The organism is Micromonospora sp. RTBAU3-60, assembly GCF_054963695.1.
Genome location: NZ_JBUEGB010000007.1, coordinates 41035 through 58644, shown reverse-complemented (window position 1 = coordinate 58644; position 17610 = coordinate 41035). Strand labels below are relative to the sequence as shown.

The following is a 17610-nucleotide window of genomic DNA, read 5'->3' as shown; positions in this document are numbered from 1 at the left end:
CGATCCGGGGTCGCGTCCGGTTACCTGCCGATCGCGTCGCGTGGCCGGAATCGGTTAGGGTGCCAGTCATGCCGAGCGACGTGGTCCGCGTGATCTACCGCAAGTACGACGGCAGCGCCCACCGCGACTACCCGGCCCGCCGGCTCGCCGAGGACGACCTCGGCGTCTGGCTCGGCGTGCCGGCCGGCACCGAATCGGTCTACCACGGCCGGCCGTCGGTCGAGCAGATCCCGTTCGTCCTGCTGGTGCCCCGGCACAACTGGTGGACCGGGATGTTCAACCCGCCGCCGCGGACCAGCGAGGTCTACTGCGACATCACCACCCCGGCTCACTGGGAGGGCGAGGACACGGTCCACCTGATCGACCTCGACCTGGACGTGGTGCGCCGCCGTGAGACCGGCGTCGTCGAGCTGCGCGACGAGGACGAGTTCGCCGAGCACCGGGAGCGCTTCGGCTACCCGGACGACGTGGTCGTCGAGGCCGAGGCGGCGGCCCGCTGGCTGTTCGGCGCGCTCGGCGACGGCACCGAGCCGTTCGCCACGTCGTACCGGAAGTGGCTGGCCCTGGTGGTCTGAGCCGGCCTCACCCGTGCGGCGGCCAGCCCGCCTGCGTCCCCACCGCCGGCAGCTGGGTCACCTTCTCCGGGTTGAGCTGGTTGTAGACGCCGGTGACCCGGCCCTCGTGCACCGCGAACGAGGTGACCATGCGGATCGTCCGCCCGTCCCGGTACGCCGTCTCCGCGTGCCAGCCCAGCGTGCCGTCCACCAGCACGGGCCGGGCCAGGACCCGACCGGCGTACCGGGCGGCCTGGCCGAAGAGCCCGAGGATGAAGCGGGCCACCGCCTCGGCCCCGACCACCGGCCGGCGGGCCGCCGGGAAGTGCCCGCCGCTGTCGCCGATCAGCACCACGTCCGGGGCGAGCACCTTGACCAGCCGCTCCAGCTCGCCGGACTCCACGGCGGCGGTGAACGCGGCGAGCACCCGCTGCTGCTCGGCCAGGTCGGCGGTGTGCCGCGGGACGTCCGGCGCGGTCACCGCCCGGCGGGCCCGGGAGGCGAGCTGCCGGGCCGCGACCGGGGTGGTGCCGAGCACCTCCGCGACCGTGGCGAACGGCACAGCGAAGACGTCATGCAGCACGAACGCCACCCGCTGCTCCGGGCTCAGCCGTTCCAGCACCACCAGCAGCGCGGTGCCGAGCTGGTCGGCGCGGACCGCCCGCTCCGCGGGGTCGGGGGCGAACCCGTCCGCCGCGGGCAGGTCGGTCACCACCGGCTCCGGCAACCACTGACCGGGGTACGCCTCGCGGCGTACCCGGGCGGAGCGGAGCACGTCCAGGCAGATGCGCGAGCAGGTGGTGGTCAGCCAGGCCCGCAGCTCCCGGATCTGGGCGCGGGCGGCGGGGTCGGCGAGCGCGCCCGCGTACCGCAGCCAGGTCTCCTGCACGGCGTCCTCGGCCTCGCTCCGGCTGCCCAGCATCCGGTGCGCGACCGCCATGAGATGGCCACGCTCCGCCTCGAACTCCGTGGCCAGGTCCGTCACGGTCCGCTCCCTCCCGCCGGAGACACATTCTCCCCGTACCTCTGGACGATCCGCCGCCCCCAAACGTGACACGTCGCCACGTTCCGCCGTCAGGTTAACGATCAGCGCAGGGTGTGGATCTTGGGGCGGGGCGCGCTCGGGAGGCGGGGGTGGGCGCGGTGGGTGAGGATCGGGGGATGAGCGGAGTCGATGAGGTGGTGCGGCCCGAGGGCGGCGCGATGCGGGAGCTGCTGCGGGTGGCGCCGGGCGGCCGGGCCGTGGACCTCGCGGGCATCGATCCCCGGTCGACGCCGGGGCTGCCCGTGGCGGCCGGGAGCGGCAGCCGGCGCAAGGAGTGGGCGCGCGGGCAGGTCGAGCTGCTCGGCGTGGCGCTCGGCCGCCAGCAGGAGATGTTGTACGCCGGGGCGAAGGCCGCCGCCGGTCCGGAGACGCCGACCAGCGCCCCGACCCAGGCCGGCGCGTACCTGGCCGGCGACCGCCCGCGCCGGGTGCTGCTGGTGCTCCAGGCCATGGACTGCGGCGGCAAGGACGGCACGATCAAGCGGGTGGCCGGCGCGATGAACCCGCTGGGCCTGCACATCCGCTCGTTCGGGCCGCCGACGGAGGAGGAGCGGCGGCACGACTTCCTGTGGCGGATCCGCCGGGCCCTGCCGCCGCCCGGGTACGTCGGGATCTTCAACCGCTCGCACTACGAGGACGTGCTGATCGCCCGGGTGGAGTCGCTGGTCGACGAGGCCACCTGGCGGGGCCGCTACGACGCGATCAACGCCTTCGAGCGGGAGCTGACCGAGAACTCGGTCACCCTGCTGAAGGTGATGCTGCACATCTCGTACGCCGAGCAGGGCGAGCGGCTGTTGGAGCGGCTCACCGACCCGACGAAGTACTGGAAGTACAACCCGAGCGATCTCGACACCCGCGCCCGCTGGGACGGCTACCAGGCCGCGTACGCCGAGGCGCTCCGCCGGTGCGGCACGGACGCCGCGCCCTGGTTCGTGGTGCCGGCGGACCGGAAGTGGTACCGCGACTGGGCGGTGGCCCACCTGCTCCGGGAAACGTTCGACGGGCTGGATCTGGGGTATCCGCCCGCCGATTTCGACGTCGAGCGGGAGCGCGAGCGGTTGCGGGGTGAGGGGCGAGAAGATCAAGGTGAACGGCAGGTGAACGAGTGGTGAATCGCCCCTGACCAGGGGTGGGCCGACGGATGCCCGGTTACGCCGGGTACCTAGCATGCGCAGAGCGGACGCCCCGCGGGGCGACGGCCACCCTTCCACCGACACGACGAGGTCCGTGCTGTGAAGTTTTCCTTCCGTCCCACCGAGGGCGCCTTCTACGAGCTCTTCACCAGGGCCGCGCAGAACCTGGTGCGGGGTACCGAGCTCCTCAACGAGTTGGCGCTGCCCGGCGTTGACGTGCAGTCGGTCAGCGAGCGGCTGACCGAGGTCGAGCACGACAGCGACCAGATCACCCACGACCTGTTCAAGAAGATCAACTCCACCTTCATCACGCCGTTCGACCGCGAGGACATCTACCGGCTGGGCTCGCTGCTCGACGACGTGATGGACCACCTGGAGGCGGTCGGCAACCTGCTCTACCTGTACGGCCTGACCAAGCTCCCCGCGCTGCCGCGCGAGCTGCACGAGCTGGTGAACGTGCTGGACCAGCAGGCCAAGCTGACCGCCGACGCCATGCCGCAGCTGCGGTCGATGAAGAACCTCGAGGACTACTGGATCGAGTGCAACCGGCTCGAGAACGACGGTGACCAGGCGTACCGGATGCTGCTCGTCCGCCTCTTCTCCGGCGAGTACGACGCGCTGACCGTGCTGAAGATGAAGGAGGTGGCCGACGAGCTGGAGGCCGCCTGCGACGCCTTCGAGCACGTGGCCAACACCGTCGAGACCATCGCGGTCAAGGAGTCCTGAGCCCGTGACTCCCGAACTCATCGCCGTGCTGGCGGTGATCGTGGTCGCCATGGCGTTCGACTACACGAACGGCTTCCATGACGCGGCCAACGCGATCGCCACCAGCGTCTCCACCCGGGCGCTGACCCCCCGGGTCGCCCTCGCGCTGGCCGCCGTCGGCAACTTCGTCGGCGCGCACTTCGGCGCCGGGGTGGCCAAGACGGTCGGCGACGGCCTGGTCACCCTGCCCACCGGGGTGGCCAGCCTCGGGGTGGTCTTCGCCGGCGTGCTCGGCGCGATCGCCTGGAACCTGATCACCTGGTACTTCGGCCTGCCGTCGTCCTCCTCGCACGCCCTCTTCGGCGGCCTGGTCGGGGCGACCCTCTTCGCCGCGGACGGCGTCGTGCAGTGGGGCAACATCATCGACAAGGTCATCATCCCGATGGTGCTCTCGCCGGTGGTCGGCCTGATCCTCGGCTTCCTGGTGATGCTGGCGATCCTCTGGCTCTTCCGGAAGGGGCAGCCGGGCAAGCTGAACCGGGGCTTCCGCTGGGCGCAGACCGCCTCGGCCGCCGCCATGTCGGTCGGTCACGGCATGCAGGACGCCGCCAAGACCATGGGCATCATCGTGCTGGCCCTCTACACGGGTGGCTACCAGTCCGACAAGACCCACATCCCGCAGTGGGTGTTCTGGACCTCGGCGGCCATGCTGGCGGCCGGCACCTACGCGGGTGGCTGGCGGATCATCCGGACTTTGGGCCGCAAGATCATTGACCTGGGCCCGCCGGAGGGCTTCGCCGCCGAGACCGTGGCCAGTGCCGTGCTCTACTTCAACGCCCTGGTGCTGAAGGCCCCGATCTCCACCACCCACACCATCACCTCGGCGATCATGGGCGTGGGCGCGACCAAGCGCCTCTCCGCGGTGCGCTGGAACGTGGCCGGCAACATCGTGGTCGCCTGGATCATCACGTTCCCGGCGGCGGCGGCCATCGCCTGCCTGGCGTACCTGCTGGTCCGTCCGCTGTTCTGAGACCGACGTCGGGAGGGCTCCCGGCCGCCCGGCCGGGGGCCCTCACGCGTACGAGACGCCGATCCGGGCCCGGATGTCGTCCAGCAGGGCCATCACCTCCAGGGTGGCGGCGTGCGGCACCAGCGGGCTCTCGATCAGCCCGGCCGCCAGGCAGCGCTGCACCTCGGCGGCCTCGTACTGGTAGCCGCCGCCGGTCAGCTCCGCCGCGACGGTCTCCGGCTCGGCGCCGCGCCGGTGCAGCACCGCCGCGCCCGGCCGGTAGAACGGCTCGGGCAGGTCGATCCGGCCGCGGGTGCCGGTGATCGACGCGGTGATCGCGGTGGCGCCCACCATCCCGCAGCTCAGGGTCGCCACCGCGCCGGAGTCCCAGCCGAGCACCATGCCGGTGTTCTCGTCCACGCCCTCCGGGCTCAGCCGGGCCCACGCCTGCACGTGCCGTGGTGCGCCGAGCAGCAGGTGGGCCAGGCTCACCGGATAGACCCCGAGGTCGAGCAGGGCGCCGCCGCCGAGCGTCCGGGCCCGCATCCGATGCCCGGCCGGGAACGGCCCGGCCACCCCGAAGTCCGCCCGTACGTGGGTCACCTCGCCGATCGCCCCCTCCGCGATCAGCTCAACCACCCGCAGGAGCAGCGGGTTGGTCCGCATCCACATGGCCTCCATGAGGAAGCGGCTGCGGGCGCGCGCCGTCTCGACCAGCTCGGTGCTGGTCGCCAGGTCGAGGGTGCACGGCTTCTCCACCAGCACGGCCTTGTCACCCGCCAGGCAGGTCATGGCGGCCTCGTGGTGGGCGGCGTGCGGGGTGGCCACGTAGATGACGTCCAGGTCCGGGTCCGCGGCCAGTTCCGCCCACGAGGCGTACGCCCGGGGCACGTCGTGCCGGGCGGCGAACAGCTCGGCGCTCTCCCGGGTACGCGAGCCGACCGCCACCAGCTCCGCCCCCGGCACCAGCCGCAGGTCCGCGGCGAAACGGCCGGCGATCAGCCCGGTGGCCAGGATTCCCCAACGCGTCATGAGACGGCACGCTATCCCGGTCCGCCGGATCGCCGGAGCGTTGATCCACTGGTCGGGAACTAGGCTCGCAGGATGACCACCCACGGTTTCGCCGCACCCCCCGCCCTGGTGGAGCACGCCCGACGGTTCCACGCCGAGGGCGGCGTCCCGGCCGTGCCCCGGGTCGCGGCCACCGTGCTGCTGCTCCGCCCCGCCGGCGCCGACTTCGAGGTGTACGTCATCCGCCGGGTCGCCGCGATGGCCTTCGGCGGCGTGTACGCGTTCCCCGGCGGCGGGGTGGACCGCTCCGACTCGCAGGCGCACCTGGACTGGGCCGGCCCGGAGCCGGCCGCGTGGGGTGGCCGGCTCGGCCTCGGCCCGGACGCCGCCCAGGCGGTTGTCTGCGCCGCCGCCCGGGAGGTCTTCGAGGAGGCGGGCGTGCTGCTGGCCGGCCCGGACGCGGCGACCGTGGTGGGCGACGTGAGCGGGGACGACTGGGAGGCGGCCCGGCAGGACCTGGTGTCCCGCCGATCCGGCTTCGCCGACCTGCTGGCCGGCCGGCGGCTCACCCTCCGGTCCGACCTGCTGCTGCCGTGGAGCCGCTGGATCACCCCGGAGTTCGAGCCGCGCCGGTTCGACACGTACTTCTTCGTGGCCCTGCTGCCCGAGGGGCAGCGGACCCGGGACGTCTCCGGCGAGGCCGACCACACCATGTGGATCCGCCCGGCGGAGGCCCTGGCCCGGGCGGAGGCCGGCGAGCTGAACATGCTGCCGCCCACCCTGGTCACCCTGAATCAGGTCGCCGCCGCGGGTGACCTGGCCGGCGTGGCCCGGGCCGCGGCGACCCGCGACGCCGCCACCCCCGTCACCCCGCGCCTCGACCTCCCCGCGAACGGCGAGCCCCGCTTCCTCCTCGACTGACCCGGGCCGAGGGGCGCCGGTCGAGATCGACCGACGCCCCTCGCGGACCGGGATCAGTGGCTCAGCCGAAGCGGCCGGTGATGTAGTCCTCGGTCTTCTTCACGCTCGGGTTGCTGAAGATCTTCTGGGTGTTGTCGTACTCGATCAGCCGGCCCGGGTCACCGGTCTTCTCGATGGAGAAGAAGGCGGTCCGGTCCGACACCCGGGCGGCCTGCTGCATGTTGTGCGTGACGATGATGATGGTGAACTTGTCCTTGAGCTGGAACATCAGGTCCTCGATGGCCAGCGTGGAGATCGGGTCGAGCGCCGAGCAGGGCTCGTCCATCAGCACCACCTGCGGCTCGACCGCGATCGTGCGGGCGATGCAGAGCCGCTGCTGCTGGCCGCCGGAGAGGCCGGCGCCCGGCTTGCCGAGCCGGTCCTTCACCTCGTCCCAGAGGTTCGCCGACCGGAGGGCCTTCTCGGCCGCCTCCTCCAGGATCGACTTCTTCTTCACCCCGTTGAGCCGCAGCCCGGCCACCACGTTCTCGAAGATGCTCATGGTGGGGAACGGGTTGGGCCGCTGGAAGACCATGCCGATCATCCGGCGGACCGCGGTGACGTCGACGTCCCGGTCGTAGATGTCCTGGTTGTCGATGGTCAGGCTGCCCTCGACCCGGGCGCCCGGCAGCACCTCGTGCATCCGGTTGATCGACCGGAGGAAGGTGGACTTGCCGCAGCCCGAGGGTCCGATCAGGGCCGTCACCGTCTTCGGCTCGACGGTCAGGTTGATGTTCTCGATCGCCTTGAAGGCGCCGTAGTAGGCGGTGACGTTGGTGGCTTCGATGCGCTTGGCCATGGTGGTGGTACCTCCGGGGTTCATCGGCCGAGCCGGTTGCGACGGGCCAGCAACTTCGCCGCGACGGTCAGGATGAGGACGAGGGCGACCAGGGTCAGCGCCGCGGTCCACGCCCGCGCCGGCGAGTACTTCGAGGCCTCGCCGGCCTGCTGGTAGACGAAGAGGGCCAGCGACGACTGGTTGTTCTCGAACGGGTTGAAGTTGATCGCCGCGCCGCCACCGGCGACGAGCAGCACCGGCGCGGTCTCGCCGGCGGCCCGCGCGATGGCGAGCATGATGCCGGTGACGATGCCGGGCAGCGCGGTCGGCAGCACGACCCGCAGGATGGTCTTCCACTTCGGCACGCCGAGGGCGTACGCGCCCTCCCGCAGCGGGGCCGGGACGAGGCGGAGCATCTCCTCGCTGGACCGGACCACGGTGGGCAGCATGAGCACGCTCAGTGCCAGGGCGGCGGCGAAGCCGGAGAAGCCCGGCCGGCCGTCGTTGAAGAACGGCGAGACGATCAGCACCCAGAAGGCCAGCACGAACAGGCCGGTGACGATCGACGGGATGCCGGTCATGACGTCCACGAAGAAGCGGATCGTGAAGGCGAACCGGCCCCGGCCGTACTCGACGACGTAGATGGCGCAGAGCACGCCGAGCGGGACGGTGATCAGGGTGGCGATGCCGACCTGCTCCAGGGTCCCGACGATGGCGTGGTAGGCGCCGCCGTTCGCGTCCCGGGCGCCGATGTTGTTCATCGAGGTGAGGAAGAAGTTGCCGTCCAGCCGCTCGGCGCCCTTGCTGACCAGGGTCCAGACCACCGAGGCCAGCGGCAGCACCGCCAGCACGAAGGCGGAGTGGATCAGCGCGCTCCAGGTTCGGTTGCGGGCGGACCGGTGGCCCTCCACCGCGTTCGCGGCGGCGTAGAGGCCGGCCAGGTAGAGCAGCGCGCCGAGGACCACGACCAGGACCGGGCCGCCGATGCCGGCGCCGTACACGATCCCGGCGGCGACCAGCAGGGCCACGACGGCGATGGCGGGCGCGGCGTACGCCGGAAGCCGCTTGGCCCGCAGCGTGACCGGCTGGGCCGGGGGCTGCGGGCGGTGGGAGGTGACGGTGGTGGTCATGCGGCCGACTCCGTGAACTCGCGGCGGCGGTAGATGATCGCGCGGGCGGTGATGTTGACGATCAGCGTGATCGCGAAGAGCACCAGGCCGGAGGCGATCAGGGCCCCCCGACCGGTGTCGTTCGCCTCGGCGAACCGGTTCGCGATGTTCGCCGCGATCGAGTTGCCGCCGCTCTGCAGGATGTTGAACGAGATGGCGTACGTGGAGCCGAGGGTCAGCGCCAGGGCGATGGTCTCGCCGAGCGCGCGGCCCAGGCCGAGCATCACCGCGGCGATCACGCCCGGCCGGCCGTACGGGAGGACGGCGGTCCGGATCATCTCCCAGCGGGTGGCGCCCAGGGCGAGGGCGGCCTCCTCGTTGGCCGTCGGCGTCTGCCGGAACACCTCGCGGGACAGCGAGGTGATGATCGGCAGCACCATGATCGCCAGCACCACCGAGCCGAGCAGGATCGAGTTCCCATACGGACCCTCGCCGAAGATCGGGATCCAGCCGAAGTAGCGGTTGAGCCAGGTCGACAGGTCGGCGATCGGCTGGGCGAAGTAGTCCCGGCCCCAGAGCCCGAAGACCACGCTGGGCACGGCGGCCAGCAGGTCGATCAGGAAGCCGAGGCCGTTGCCCAACCGGCGGGGGGCGTAGTGCGACAGGTAGAGGGCGATGCCCATCGCGACCGGCACCGCCATGAGCAGAGCGAGCAGCGCGGTGAGCACGGTGCCGAAGGCGAGCGCCCCGATGCCGAACTTCGGCGGGTTCTCGTTCGGGAACCAGCCCTCGAAGGTCCAGAAGGACTCGGTGTTCGCCCGCAGCGCCGGCACGGCCTTCGCGATCAGGAAGATCGCGATCGCCGCGATGACGACCAGGACGGCGGTGCCGGCGGCCAGGGTAAGGCCACGGAACGCCCGTTCCGCGCCGAAGGCCCGGGCCCGGGGCAGGGCCCCGCCACCGCCCAGGCCGGGTTCGCGGTTACCAGGGTTGCCGGAGGTCTCGGCCACACGCGCCGAGGCACCGGCGGGCCACTCGTGGCTCGTGGCCACGCGGGTCCCGCCGGTGCCGGCGTGCGCCGAGCGCTGAGGGGTGTCACCCATCTGCTCGCTCGCTTCGCATTGAGAAGGTGGTGTGGGCCGGTGCGTCAGGCGAGGCTCTTGACCGCGGTCTCGACCTTGGTGCGGACCGAGTCCGGCAGCGGGGCGTAGCCCAGCTCGACCAGGTCCTGCTGGCCCTCGGCGCTGGCCGCGTGGGTCAGCAGGCCCTTGACCAGCGGCAGCTTGTCGGCCGCCAGGCCCTTGCTGCAGACGATCTCGTAGGTCACCAGGACGATCGGGTACGCCCCGGCCTCCTTGGTGTTGTAGTCGATCGACATCTTCAGGTCGTTGCCCTGGCCCTCGATCTTGGCCCCGGCGATCGCCTTGCCGGCCGACTCGGCGGTCAGCTCGGCCCACTCGCCGGCACCGTTCTGGACCTTGGTCTTCTTCAGGCCGGAGTTCTCGGCGTACGACCACTCGACGTAGCTGATGGTGCCCTCGGTGCTCTTGACCTTGCTGGCCACACCGTCGGACTTGGCCGCGCCGACGCCGCCCGGAGCCTTCCAGGCCTTGGCGTTGCCGAAGGTCCAGTCCGCCTCGGCGGTCTTGGAGAGGTACTTGGTGAAGTTGTCGGTGGTGCCCGACTCGTCGGAGCGGTGCACCGCCTGGATCGCGGTCGACGGCAGCTTGGCGTCCGGGTTGTCGGCCTTGATCGCCGGGTCGTCCCACTTGGTCACCTTGCCGGCGAAGATCTGCGCCAGGGTGGCCGGCTTGAGCTGGAGGTTGTCCACGCCGTTGACGTTGTAGACGACGGCCACCGGGCCGATCACCATCGGCAGGTTGAGGGCCTGGCCGCCGGCGCACTTGGCGTCCGCCTGCGGCTGCTCCTCCGGCTTCAGGGCGGAGTCCGAACCGGCGAAGTCGGCGGTGCCGGCGATGAAGGCCTGGATGCCGGCGCCCGAACCGCTGGGCTCGTAGTTGATCGTGGTGCCCGCGCACTTCTGCTGGTACGCCTTGATCCACTCGGCCATCGCGTTCTTCTGCGCGGAGGAACCCTGCGCGTTCAGCGTGCCCGTGGCGCAGTCGGCGGCGGCGGCGGAGCCGGAGGCGGAGGCGCCGCTCGGCTCGTTGTTGTCCGAACCGCAGGCGCTGAGACCGAGCACCGCGGTGAGAGCGAGGCAGGCGATGGCGCCGTGGCGCTGCAGCTTCACCTGAGGGGTTTCCCTTCACGTCTTTGTCAGGTCGCCCGGTCCGGGAGGCCGGGTGCCGGCGCTGACCGGCTGAAGATGAAGCTAGAAGTGCCAGGTAGACGGTTCGCCGGTCAGAAGTGAACGGAAGATGAACAGGCTCGCTCCGTGGAACGACGGCCAGCTGAGTGTGTGTTGTCCATTACATGAACTGGCGGGGAGGTGTCCCCTTTATCGCCATACGTCGGGCGGCACGGGATCGCCCCGGAACGTCACCGTGACGGTCCCGTGATGCGTGCTGTCCGGTCCTGTCGACGTCGGCGACGGGGTCAGCCGAGCTGGTAGTTGACGTGCGCGGACCAGCGGGCGAAGCCGAGCCGCTCGTAGAGCGCGACCGCCCCGGTGTTCGACTCGTCGACGTAGAGCATCACCCGGTCCAGCCCGCGCCGGTCCCGCAGATACGCCAGCCCGGCGGTGGTGAGCGCCCGGCCGAGCCCGCCCCGATGCGCGGTCGGGGACACGCCGAGCACGTAGACCTCGCCGATCGGGGTCGAGCCGGGCCGCTCGTGCACCTTGGTCCAGTGGAAGCCGAGCAGCCGGCCGGTGGACGACTCCACGGCGAGCAGGAAACCGGCCGGGTCGAACCACGGCTCGGCGAGGCGTACCCGCAGGTCGGCCAGGGTCCACCGGCCCTGCTCCGGGTGCGCGGCGAAGGCGGCGTTGTTGAGCGTCAGCCACGCCTCGTCGTCCTCGCTCGGACGGAAGGCGCGCAGCTCGACCCCGTCCGGCAGCGCCGGCTCGGGCAGGGCCGCGGTCAGCGGGCGGCGCAGCTGCCAGAGCACCCGGGCGCGGGCGAAGCCCAGGTCGACCGCGAGCGCCGCGGCCGACGGGTGGTCGCCGTGCGCCCAGGCGCGCAGCGGCCCGGACGCCGCGGCCAGCACGCCCCGGGCCAGCGCCCGTCCGGTGCCACGCCGGCGGTACGTCGGATGCACCACCATCTCCACCCCGATGCCGTTCGCCGGGTCGGTGGTGTCCAGGTGGGCGTACCCGGTGAGGGTGTTGTCGGTGGCCCGGGCGGTGAGGTGCACGGCGGCCGCCTCCGGCTCCCGCAGCCGCAGCAGCACGTGCTCGTCGAGCGGGTCGGCGCCGTCGGCGTCTCCGGCGACGCGGGCCAGCGCCAGCACCTCGGACACCTCGACCGGCGCCAGCCGGTCGGCGCGGACGACCCGGTCGGCGGTCGGCTCGGTGCTGCTCATGCCGCCGCACCGTTTTGACGATTCGCTTGCTGCCGCTCGCTCATCCCGTCACCGTAGCGGGCGGCGGGCCGCCGATCCGGCCCGACGCCCGCGCTGGCCCGTGGTGGTCGTCACGTGGTGCCGGTGGGCAGCGCCTCCAGCTGGAACCGGCGCAGCAGCTCGGGCAGCAGGTACTGCAACGCCTCGACCGTGCCCGACCGGTCGCCGCCGGCGTCGTGCATCAGCACGATCGAGCCGGGGGCGGTCTGGGTCAGCACCGTATCGGTGATCTGCGCCGCGCCGGGCATCGACCAGTCCACCGGGTCCACCGCCCAGTGCAGCGGGACCATGCCCAACTCCTCGGCGACCGACACGACCTGGGACGTCCAGGCCCCACCGGGCTGCCGGTAGTACGCGACCCGCGCGTTCGGCGCCGCCGCCCGGATCGCCGCGTCGGTCCGCAGCAGATCGTCCCGGATCGTCCCCGGCGACTGGTCGCCCAGGCTCACGTCGTGGTTCCAGGAGTGGTTGCAGAGGGTGTGCCCCTCGGACACGATCGCCCGGACCAGGTCCGGGTTGCTCTCCGCGTTCTCCCCCACCACGCAGAAGGTGGCCTTCACCCGGTACTCCTTGAGCAGGGCGAGCACCTGCGGGGTGTACTGCGGGTCGGGCCCGTCGTCGAAGGTCAGCGCCACCCGGGACGACCCGGTGGTGACCATGGCGCCGAACGGCCCGTCCGGGTCACCCTGCGGCTGGCGGTCCCGCTTGGACGGGCTCGGGCTGGCGGACGGCGAGGCGGAGGGGCTGGTGGGGGGTGGCTGGTCGGCGTAGTGCGTGCTGTTGACGTTGGCGGTCGCCCCGGTGGGCGGGGGTGCCAGCTGGGCCATCAGACTGTGGCCGATCGCGAACGACGAGCCGAGCAGCGCCGCCAGCACCAGGGCCACGGTCGCGATCCGGCGTAGTGTCTTGGCCGACATCACCGGCACCGCCCGTCGGGCTCGCCGTGTCGGCCTGTGCTCTTCTCCCTGATCCCCGTACGCACTGCCGCCCCCTTTGTCCGAATTTGACTCAGGATAATCCCGGCCAAGAGGGCAAAAGGGTCAGAAGGGAGGAAGCTTCACGAAAGAGGGAACAGAAGAGGTTTTCGGTCAGACCGGCAGGGGCGCGGTCTCCGACTCCGGCAGCGAGCGCGACGGCGGCACAACGAACTTGTAGCCCACCTGGCGCACGGTGCCGATCATCGACTCGTACTCCGAGCCGAGCTTGGCGCGCAGCCGCCGGACGTGCACGTCGACCGTCCGGGTGCCGCCGAAGTAGTCGTAGCCCCAGACCTCGCGGAGCAACTGGTCGCGGGTGAACACCCGGCCCGGGTGCTGGGCGAGGAACTTCAGCAGCTCGAACTCCTTGTAGGTGAGGTCGAGCGGGCGGCCCTTGAGCTTGGCCGCATAGGTATCCGGGTCGATGGTGAGCTCGCCGGCCCGGATCGAGCCGCCGGCGCCGGCCGTCGCGTTGCTGAGCCGGCCGACCGCGAGCCGCAGCCGCGCCTCCACCTCGGCCGGTCCCGCCCCGGCCAGGATGACGTCGTCCACGCCCCAGTCGGCGTTCAGCGCGATCAGGCCGGCCTCGGTGACCACGGCGACCAGCGGCACCCCCAGCCCGGTGGCGTGCAGCATCCGGCAGGTCGCGCGGGCCTCGCTCAGCTCGGAGCGGGCGTCCACCAGGACGGCGTCCGGGGTCGGGCCGGACACCAGCGTGCGGACGTCGCGCGGCGCGGTGCGGACCGAGTGCGGCAGCAGGTCGAGCGCCGGCAGCACCGCCGATGGTTCCCCCGCGCGGGCGGTCACCAGCAGCAGGATCTCCACACGATCACCTCCGTCCCCCGGCGGCCTCGGCCGCGCGCGACCAGCGACACTCCCGGGCGGGGTGGCACTGCGAACTTGCGTGGGACCCGGCGTCGCTGACGGGCGACTAACGGCTTGAGCGTAACGGATCGACCGGATCCGGCTTCCGTACGATTTCCCGTTTGCCCGATCTGCCCTCGATCGCGGCCCGGGTTTTAACGTTGCCGAAACCGTGACCTCCGCCGGAGCCGCCGGGTCTGGCACGATCGGGGCGTGTTTCCCTCCACCTCGCCCGACACGGGCCGCGACCCGTGGGCCGACGACGCGCGTCCGGGGCCGGCCGGCCCGTCCCGTGGCTATCCGCCGGGTCCGCGCACCGGTCCGACGGACGGCGAGGAGCGGACCGAACGGACGGGCCCGCGCCGGCTCCGCAAGGGCGGCCCGGGGCGACGCCCGGACCCCGAGTCCGCCGACGAGGCCGTGGAGGAGGTGCCCCCGGTCCCGGTACGCCGACCACTGGCGCTGACCGTCGCGGGCTTCGCCGCGCTGCTCGGCGTCGGCCTGGTACTCGGCGCGCAGACCGCCGGCCCGGGGCACCGGCTGCCCTTCGCGTTCATCGTCTTCGGCGTCCAACTGCTCTTCGTGCTCGCCTGGACGATGGCCATGCGCCCGCCGGCGCTGCTGGTGGTCGCGTTGGTCAGCGCCGGGGTGGCCGCGATCGCCGACGCCGCCGCGGTGCAGTCGGAGATCGCCGGCCTGGCCCCGCTCGGGTACGCCGCGGCCGCTGGCTTCGTGCTCGGCGTGCTCGGCCAGCTCGTCCGCCGGGTGGACCGGGTCCGGGTGACCGACTCGCTCGGCAGCACCCTGCTGATCGTGGTGGGCGTGGTCGCGTTCGCCAGCCTGATCGTGCTCAGCCGGATCCCGAAGGGGACCCAGGCGATCACCGTCTGCCTCACCGCCACCGGTGTCGCGCTCCTGGTGGCCCGGCTGACCGACGCGGTGGCGCCCTGGCCCCGGCTCGCCCCGCAGGTGCCCCGGGGGGCCGCCGGCGTGGTCGTGGGCGCCATGCTCGGCACCCTGACCAGCGCCGTGTTCGGTAGCTACCTGGTCGGCTTCACCCCGACCAGCGCCGCCCTGGTCGGGCTGGTCACGGCGGCCACCGCCGTGCTGGCCGACCTCGCCGTCGGATACGCCGAGGCGGGCCGGCTGATGGCCGGCGAGCCGCCCACCATGTGGATCGCCCGGCACATGCAGGGGCCACTGGGCGGCTTCGCGCTCGCCGCGCCGGCCGCGTACGCCATGTGCGTGCTCTTCCTCTGAGCTGCGGTTGGGGATTTCACGCCTCGGGTAAGTACCGTTGCGCCCCGAGAGGACGACAGCGCGGATCTCGCGACCGGCAGCGAGGACAGGAGGCGGCGTGGCAGAGGCGTACCCGGCGTACGAGGACCGGCCCCGACGACGGGGCCGGAAGGTGCTGATCGGCTTCGTCGTCCTGCTGCTGGTCCTGGCCGGGCTGCTGGTGGTCGCCGACCGGGTGGCCGCCGGGGTGGCCGAGCGCGCCATCGCCGACCAGGTGCGGCAGGAGGTCGCCAAGCAGGACGTGCAGTCCGCGCCGCCCAAGGTCGACGTGGCCGGCTTCCCGTTCCTCACCCAGGTGGTCGCCGGAAAGTACCAGCACATCTCGATCGTGCTGACCGACGTGACGGGCTCCGTGCAGGGCGACGCGGTCAGTGTGCCGCGGCTCGACGTGGACGCCCGCAACGTGCGGGCGTCGCTGGACACCCTCCGGTCCGGCCAGGGTGACGTGGTCGCCGAGAGCGTCGACGGTCGCGCCACCATCAGCTACGACAGCCTGGCGAAGATGCTCGACCGGCCGGGGCTCACCCTCGGCGAGCGGGACGGCAAGCTCACGGTCACCGCTCCGGCGGACATCCTCGGCGTCAAGCTCACCGTCCACGGCACCGCCGACCTGACGGTCGCCGGCGGCAAGGTGGCGCTGCGGTTCAACGACCTGACCGCCGAGGGTCTGCCGAACCTGCCCATGGCCAAGGCGCTGCTGGCCAACTACGCCCGGAGCATCTCGATCAACGTGCCCCTGCCCGAGTTGCCGTTCCAGCTCGCCGTCCGGAAGGTGGAACCGAAGCCGGAGGGCCTGGTGGTCACCGCCGACGCGAAGAACGTGCCGATCAACTCCGCCAGCTGACGGAATCCCTGCTCACGGCCCGACCACCGGTCGGGCCGTCGGCGTTGTCCGGGCTGGTGCCGTGTCCCGGATGCTGGTCGGACCGGTGGCGCCGGCCGGAGCGGCTGGTAGTGTCCCTCCCCATGGGGACGCTCCTCACCAAACGGCGCGCGGTCGACCTGTGCCGCGTGGCCACCTGCCTGTGTCGCCCCGTCATCTGACGGCGGGGCTGTCCTCGGCCGCCTAGCGGCCACCGGCACGCAGGGTCCGCGTACCCTCCGGTTTCCCTTGATCGCCCGGCAGCGGCGCCGTCGCACGTACCCGTGATCCGTTCCTAGCTCTGGGTCCCGCGCGTGGTGCGACAACTACCGACTTCGATCTCCGCGCGCAGGCTCACCATCCGTCCTCACCAGGGAGTGATCTGATGAGTCGCGACACCGCACTCGTCTCGGCCGAGTGGGCCGAGAAGAACATCGACGCCCCGGGCGTCGTCTTCGTCGAGGTCGACGAGGACACGTCGGCCTACGACACCGGCCACATCTCCGGCGCCGTCAAGCTCGACTGGAGGACCGACCTCCAGGACCCGGTGCGCCGGGACTTCGTCAACAAGACCCAGTTCGAGGCGCTGCTCTCGGACCGGGGCATCGGCAACGACGACGTCGTCGTCCTCTACGGCGGCAACAACAACTGGTTCGCCGCGTACGCGTACTGGTACTTCAAGCTCTACGGTCACCGTGACGTGAAGCTGCTCGACGGCGGTCGTAAGAAGTGGGAGCTGGACGCCCGCCCGCTGGTCACCGACCGGGTGGAGCGCCCGCGGACGCAGTACGTCGCGAGCGAGCCGGACACCTCGATCCGCGCCTTCCGCGACGAGGTGGTCGCCGCGATCGGCACCAAAAACCTGGTCGACGTGCGCAGCCCCGACGAGTACGCGGGCCGGCTGCTCGCCCCCGCCCACCTGCCGCAGGAGCAGGCCCAGCGGGCCGGCCACGTGCCGACCGCGATCAGCGTCCCGTGGTCCAAGGCGGCCAACGAGGACGGCACCTTCAAGTCCGACGACGAGCTGCGCAGGATCTACGCGGACGCCGGGCTGGACGACAGCAAGGAGACGATCGCCTACTGCCGGATCGGCGAGCGCTCCTCGCACACCTGGTTCGTGCTCCAGGAGCTGCTCGGCCACCGGAACGTGAAGAACTACGACGGCTCGTGGACCGAGTACGGCTCGCTGGTCGGCGTGCCGGTTGCGCTCGGCGACGAGCCGGGGGAGGCCTGATCACCATGACTGCTTCCACTGCGGCAACGGCTGCCACCGCCGCCGGTTGCGCCGCTCCCGACCAGGCCGCGCCGCTGCCGGCCAGCCTGGACCTGGAGAAGGAGACCGTCATCACCGGCCTGGTCAAGGCCGAGTCCGGCGAGGTCGTGCCGGGCGCGTACGTCCGGCTGCTCGACTCGACCGGCGAGTTCACCGCCGAGGTGGTGACCTCCCCGGCCGGCCAGTTCCGGTTCTTCGCCGCGCCGGGCAACTGGACCCTGCGGGCGCTCTCCCGGCACGGCAACGGCGACACCGCCGTCACCGCCGCTCGCGGGATCAACGAGGTGGCCGTGACGGTCGCCGCCTGACCCACGCTCTGACCGACCCGTGGCCCGTCGCCCTACCCCCCCCCAGGGCGGCGGGCCGCGGGTCGTTCCGGGGCGCTCCCGCCCGGCCTGGCCCGGTCAGGCCGGCTCGGGATTGATCGACTGCGGGTCGGCGATCTGGTGGGGTCTGCGGCCGTGCGACACCGCCAGATCGGCGACCTGGCACCGCCAGGCCGAGGGCTC

Annotated in this window: 19 protein-coding genes; 10 read left to right on the top strand and 9 right to left on the bottom strand. The window is 72.1% G+C overall.

The genetic code is table 11. The features are described from left to right. Nucleotides 1-68 precede the first annotated feature (68 nt). On the top strand, nt 69-575 hold the full coding sequence (locus ACY34I_RS09340) for a DUF402 domain-containing protein (protein ID WP_462754202.1): 507 nt from the start codon (nt 69-71) through the stop codon (nt 573-575). A gap of 7 nt (nt 576-582) precedes the next feature. Here the strand turns inward: ACY34I_RS09340 and sigJ are convergent, their stop codons facing one another. Continuing rightward, on the bottom strand, nt 583-1539 hold the full coding sequence (gene sigJ, locus ACY34I_RS09335; RefSeq protein ID WP_462754201.1) for an RNA polymerase sigma factor SigJ: 957 nt from the start codon (nt 1537-1539) through the stop codon (nt 583-585). A 176-nt stretch (nt 1540-1715) separates the two neighbouring features. On the opposite strand from sigJ, the gene ACY34I_RS09330 reads away from it, so the two are divergent. The 3 genes from ACY34I_RS09330 (at nt 1716) to ACY34I_RS09320 (ending at nt 4467) form a co-directional block, all read left to right on the top strand. Next, on the top strand, nt 1716-2711 hold the full coding sequence (locus ACY34I_RS09330) for a PPK2 family polyphosphate kinase (protein WP_462754200.1): 996 nt from the start codon (nt 1716-1718) through the stop codon (nt 2709-2711). Between the two features lie 120 nt (nt 2712-2831). Next, nucleotides 2832-3458 carry a DUF47 domain-containing protein gene (locus ACY34I_RS09325; protein WP_148793247.1) on the top strand — a complete coding sequence of 209 codons (627 nt, stop codon included), beginning with the start codon at nt 2832-2834 and terminating at the stop codon, nt 3456-3458. A gap of 4 nt (nt 3459-3462) precedes the next feature. Further along, nucleotides 3463-4467: an inorganic phosphate transporter gene (locus ACY34I_RS09320; protein WP_148793248.1), complete on the top strand. Its 1005-nt coding sequence runs from the start codon at nt 3463-3465 to the stop codon at nt 4465-4467. Between the two features lie 42 nt (nt 4468-4509). Here ACY34I_RS09320 and ACY34I_RS09315 read toward each other — a convergent pair whose 3' ends face one another. Then, complete coding sequence (locus tag ACY34I_RS09315; RefSeq protein WP_462754199.1) at nt 4510-5478, bottom strand: Gfo/Idh/MocA family protein; 969 nt, start codon at nt 5476-5478, stop codon at nt 4510-4512. A gap of 72 nt (nt 5479-5550) precedes the next feature. Here ACY34I_RS09315 and ACY34I_RS09310 point away from each other — a divergent pair, with 72 nt between their 5' ends. Further along, the gene (locus ACY34I_RS09310; RefSeq protein ID WP_462754198.1) at nt 5551-6378 is read left to right on the top strand and encodes an NUDIX hydrolase; all 828 of its coding nucleotides are present in this window, start codon (nt 5551-5553) and stop codon (nt 6376-6378) included. A gap of 61 nt (nt 6379-6439) precedes the next feature. Here ACY34I_RS09310 and pstB read toward each other — a convergent pair whose 3' ends face one another. From pstB to ACY34I_RS09275, 7 genes are all read right to left on the bottom strand, one after another. After that, nucleotides 6440-7216 (bottom strand): phosphate ABC transporter ATP-binding protein PstB, encoded by a 777-nt coding sequence (gene pstB, locus ACY34I_RS09305; RefSeq protein ID WP_148793250.1) that lies wholly within the window; start codon nt 7214-7216, stop codon nt 6440-6442. A gap of 20 nt (nt 7217-7236) precedes the next feature. Next, nucleotides 7237-8325 carry a phosphate ABC transporter permease PstA gene (pstA, locus tag ACY34I_RS09300; RefSeq protein ID WP_462754197.1) on the bottom strand — a complete coding sequence of 363 codons (1089 nt, stop codon included), beginning with the start codon at nt 8323-8325 and terminating at the stop codon, nt 7237-7239. Continuing rightward, on the bottom strand, nt 8322-9407 hold the full coding sequence (pstC, locus tag ACY34I_RS09295) for a phosphate ABC transporter permease subunit PstC (RefSeq protein ID WP_462754196.1): 1086 nt from the start codon (nt 9405-9407) through the stop codon (nt 8322-8324). Before pstC ends, pstA begins: the two co-directional genes overlap by 4 nt. Nucleotides 9408-9451: 44 nt before the next feature. Beyond that, a complete protein-coding gene (gene pstS, locus ACY34I_RS09290; protein ID WP_462754195.1) occupies nt 9452-10555 on the bottom strand; it encodes a phosphate ABC transporter substrate-binding protein PstS in 1104 nt (367 codons plus the stop codon). A 305-nt stretch (nt 10556-10860) separates the two neighbouring features. Then, nucleotides 10861-11787, bottom strand: a complete 927-nt coding sequence (mshD, locus tag ACY34I_RS09285; protein ID WP_462754194.1) for a mycothiol synthase — start codon at nt 11785-11787, stop codon at nt 10861-10863. Nucleotides 11788-11897: 110 nt separating this feature from the next. Beyond that, nucleotides 11898-12743, bottom strand: a complete 846-nt coding sequence (locus tag ACY34I_RS09280; protein ID WP_462754193.1) for a polysaccharide deacetylase family protein — start codon at nt 12741-12743, stop codon at nt 11898-11900. Between the two features lie 171 nt (nt 12744-12914). Continuing rightward, nucleotides 12915-13628, bottom strand: a complete 714-nt coding sequence (locus ACY34I_RS09275) for a winged helix-turn-helix transcriptional regulator (RefSeq protein ID WP_148793256.1) — start codon at nt 13626-13628, stop codon at nt 12915-12917. Between the two features lie 252 nt (nt 13629-13880). Here ACY34I_RS09275 and ACY34I_RS09270 point away from each other — a divergent pair, with 252 nt between their 5' ends. From ACY34I_RS09270 to ACY34I_RS09250, 5 genes are all read left to right on the top strand, one after another. Next, complete coding sequence (locus tag ACY34I_RS09270; RefSeq protein ID WP_148793257.1) at nt 13881-14927, top strand: hypothetical protein; 1047 nt, start codon at nt 13881-13883, stop codon at nt 14925-14927. Between the two features lie 97 nt (nt 14928-15024). Further along, nucleotides 15025-15810 (top strand): LmeA family phospholipid-binding protein, encoded by a 786-nt coding sequence (locus tag ACY34I_RS09265; RefSeq protein WP_462754192.1) that lies wholly within the window; start codon nt 15025-15027, stop codon nt 15808-15810. A gap of 122 nt (nt 15811-15932) precedes the next feature. Continuing rightward, complete coding sequence (locus tag ACY34I_RS09260; protein WP_311202345.1) at nt 15933-16010, top strand: Ms5788A family Cys-rich leader peptide; 78 nt, start codon at nt 15933-15935, stop codon at nt 16008-16010. 203 nt (nt 16011-16213) lie between these two features. After that, on the top strand, nt 16214-17062 hold the full coding sequence (locus tag ACY34I_RS09255; protein WP_462754191.1) for a sulfurtransferase: 849 nt from the start codon (nt 16214-16216) through the stop codon (nt 17060-17062). Nucleotides 17063-17067: 5 nt separating this feature from the next. Further along, nucleotides 17068-17409, top strand: a complete 342-nt coding sequence (locus ACY34I_RS09250) for a DUF1416 domain-containing protein (RefSeq protein ID WP_148793260.1) — start codon at nt 17068-17070, stop codon at nt 17407-17409. Nucleotides 17410-17610: the final 201 nt, after the last annotated feature.

Coding starts and splice junctions, on each gene's coding strand:
- ACY34I_RS09340 (WP_462754202.1), top strand. CDS start 69: ATGCCGAGCGACGTGGTCCGCGTGATCTACCGCAAGTACGACGGCAGC.
- ACY34I_RS09330 (WP_462754200.1), top strand. CDS start 1,716: ATGAGCGGAGTCGATGAGGTGGTGCGGCCCGAGGGCGGCGCGATGCGG.
- ACY34I_RS09315 (WP_462754199.1), bottom strand. CDS start 5,478: ATGACGCGTTGGGGAATCCTGGCCACCGGGCTGATCGCCGGCCGTTTC.
- ACY34I_RS09310 (WP_462754198.1), top strand. CDS start 5,551: ATGACCACCCACGGTTTCGCCGCACCCCCCGCCCTGGTGGAGCACGCC.
- pstB (WP_148793250.1), bottom strand. CDS start 7,216: ATGGCCAAGCGCATCGAAGCCACCAACGTCACCGCCTACTACGGCGCC.
- pstA (WP_462754197.1), bottom strand. CDS start 8,325: ATGACCACCACCGTCACCTCCCACCGCCCGCAGCCCCCGGCCCAGCCG.
- pstC (WP_462754196.1), bottom strand. CDS start 9,407: ATGGGTGACACCCCTCAGCGCTCGGCGCACGCCGGCACCGGCGGGACC.
- mshD (WP_462754194.1), bottom strand. CDS start 11,787: ATGAGCAGCACCGAGCCGACCGCCGACCGGGTCGTCCGCGCCGACCGG.
- ACY34I_RS09280 (WP_462754193.1), bottom strand. CDS start 12,743: ATGTCGGCCAAGACACTACGCCGGATCGCGACCGTGGCCCTGGTGCTG.
- ACY34I_RS09260 (WP_311202345.1), top strand. CDS start 15,933: ATGGGGACGCTCCTCACCAAACGGCGCGCGGTCGACCTGTGCCGCGTG.
- ACY34I_RS09255 (WP_462754191.1), top strand. CDS start 16,214: ATGAGTCGCGACACCGCACTCGTCTCGGCCGAGTGGGCCGAGAAGAAC.
- ACY34I_RS09250 (WP_148793260.1), top strand. CDS start 17,068: ATGACTGCTTCCACTGCGGCAACGGCTGCCACCGCCGCCGGTTGCGCC.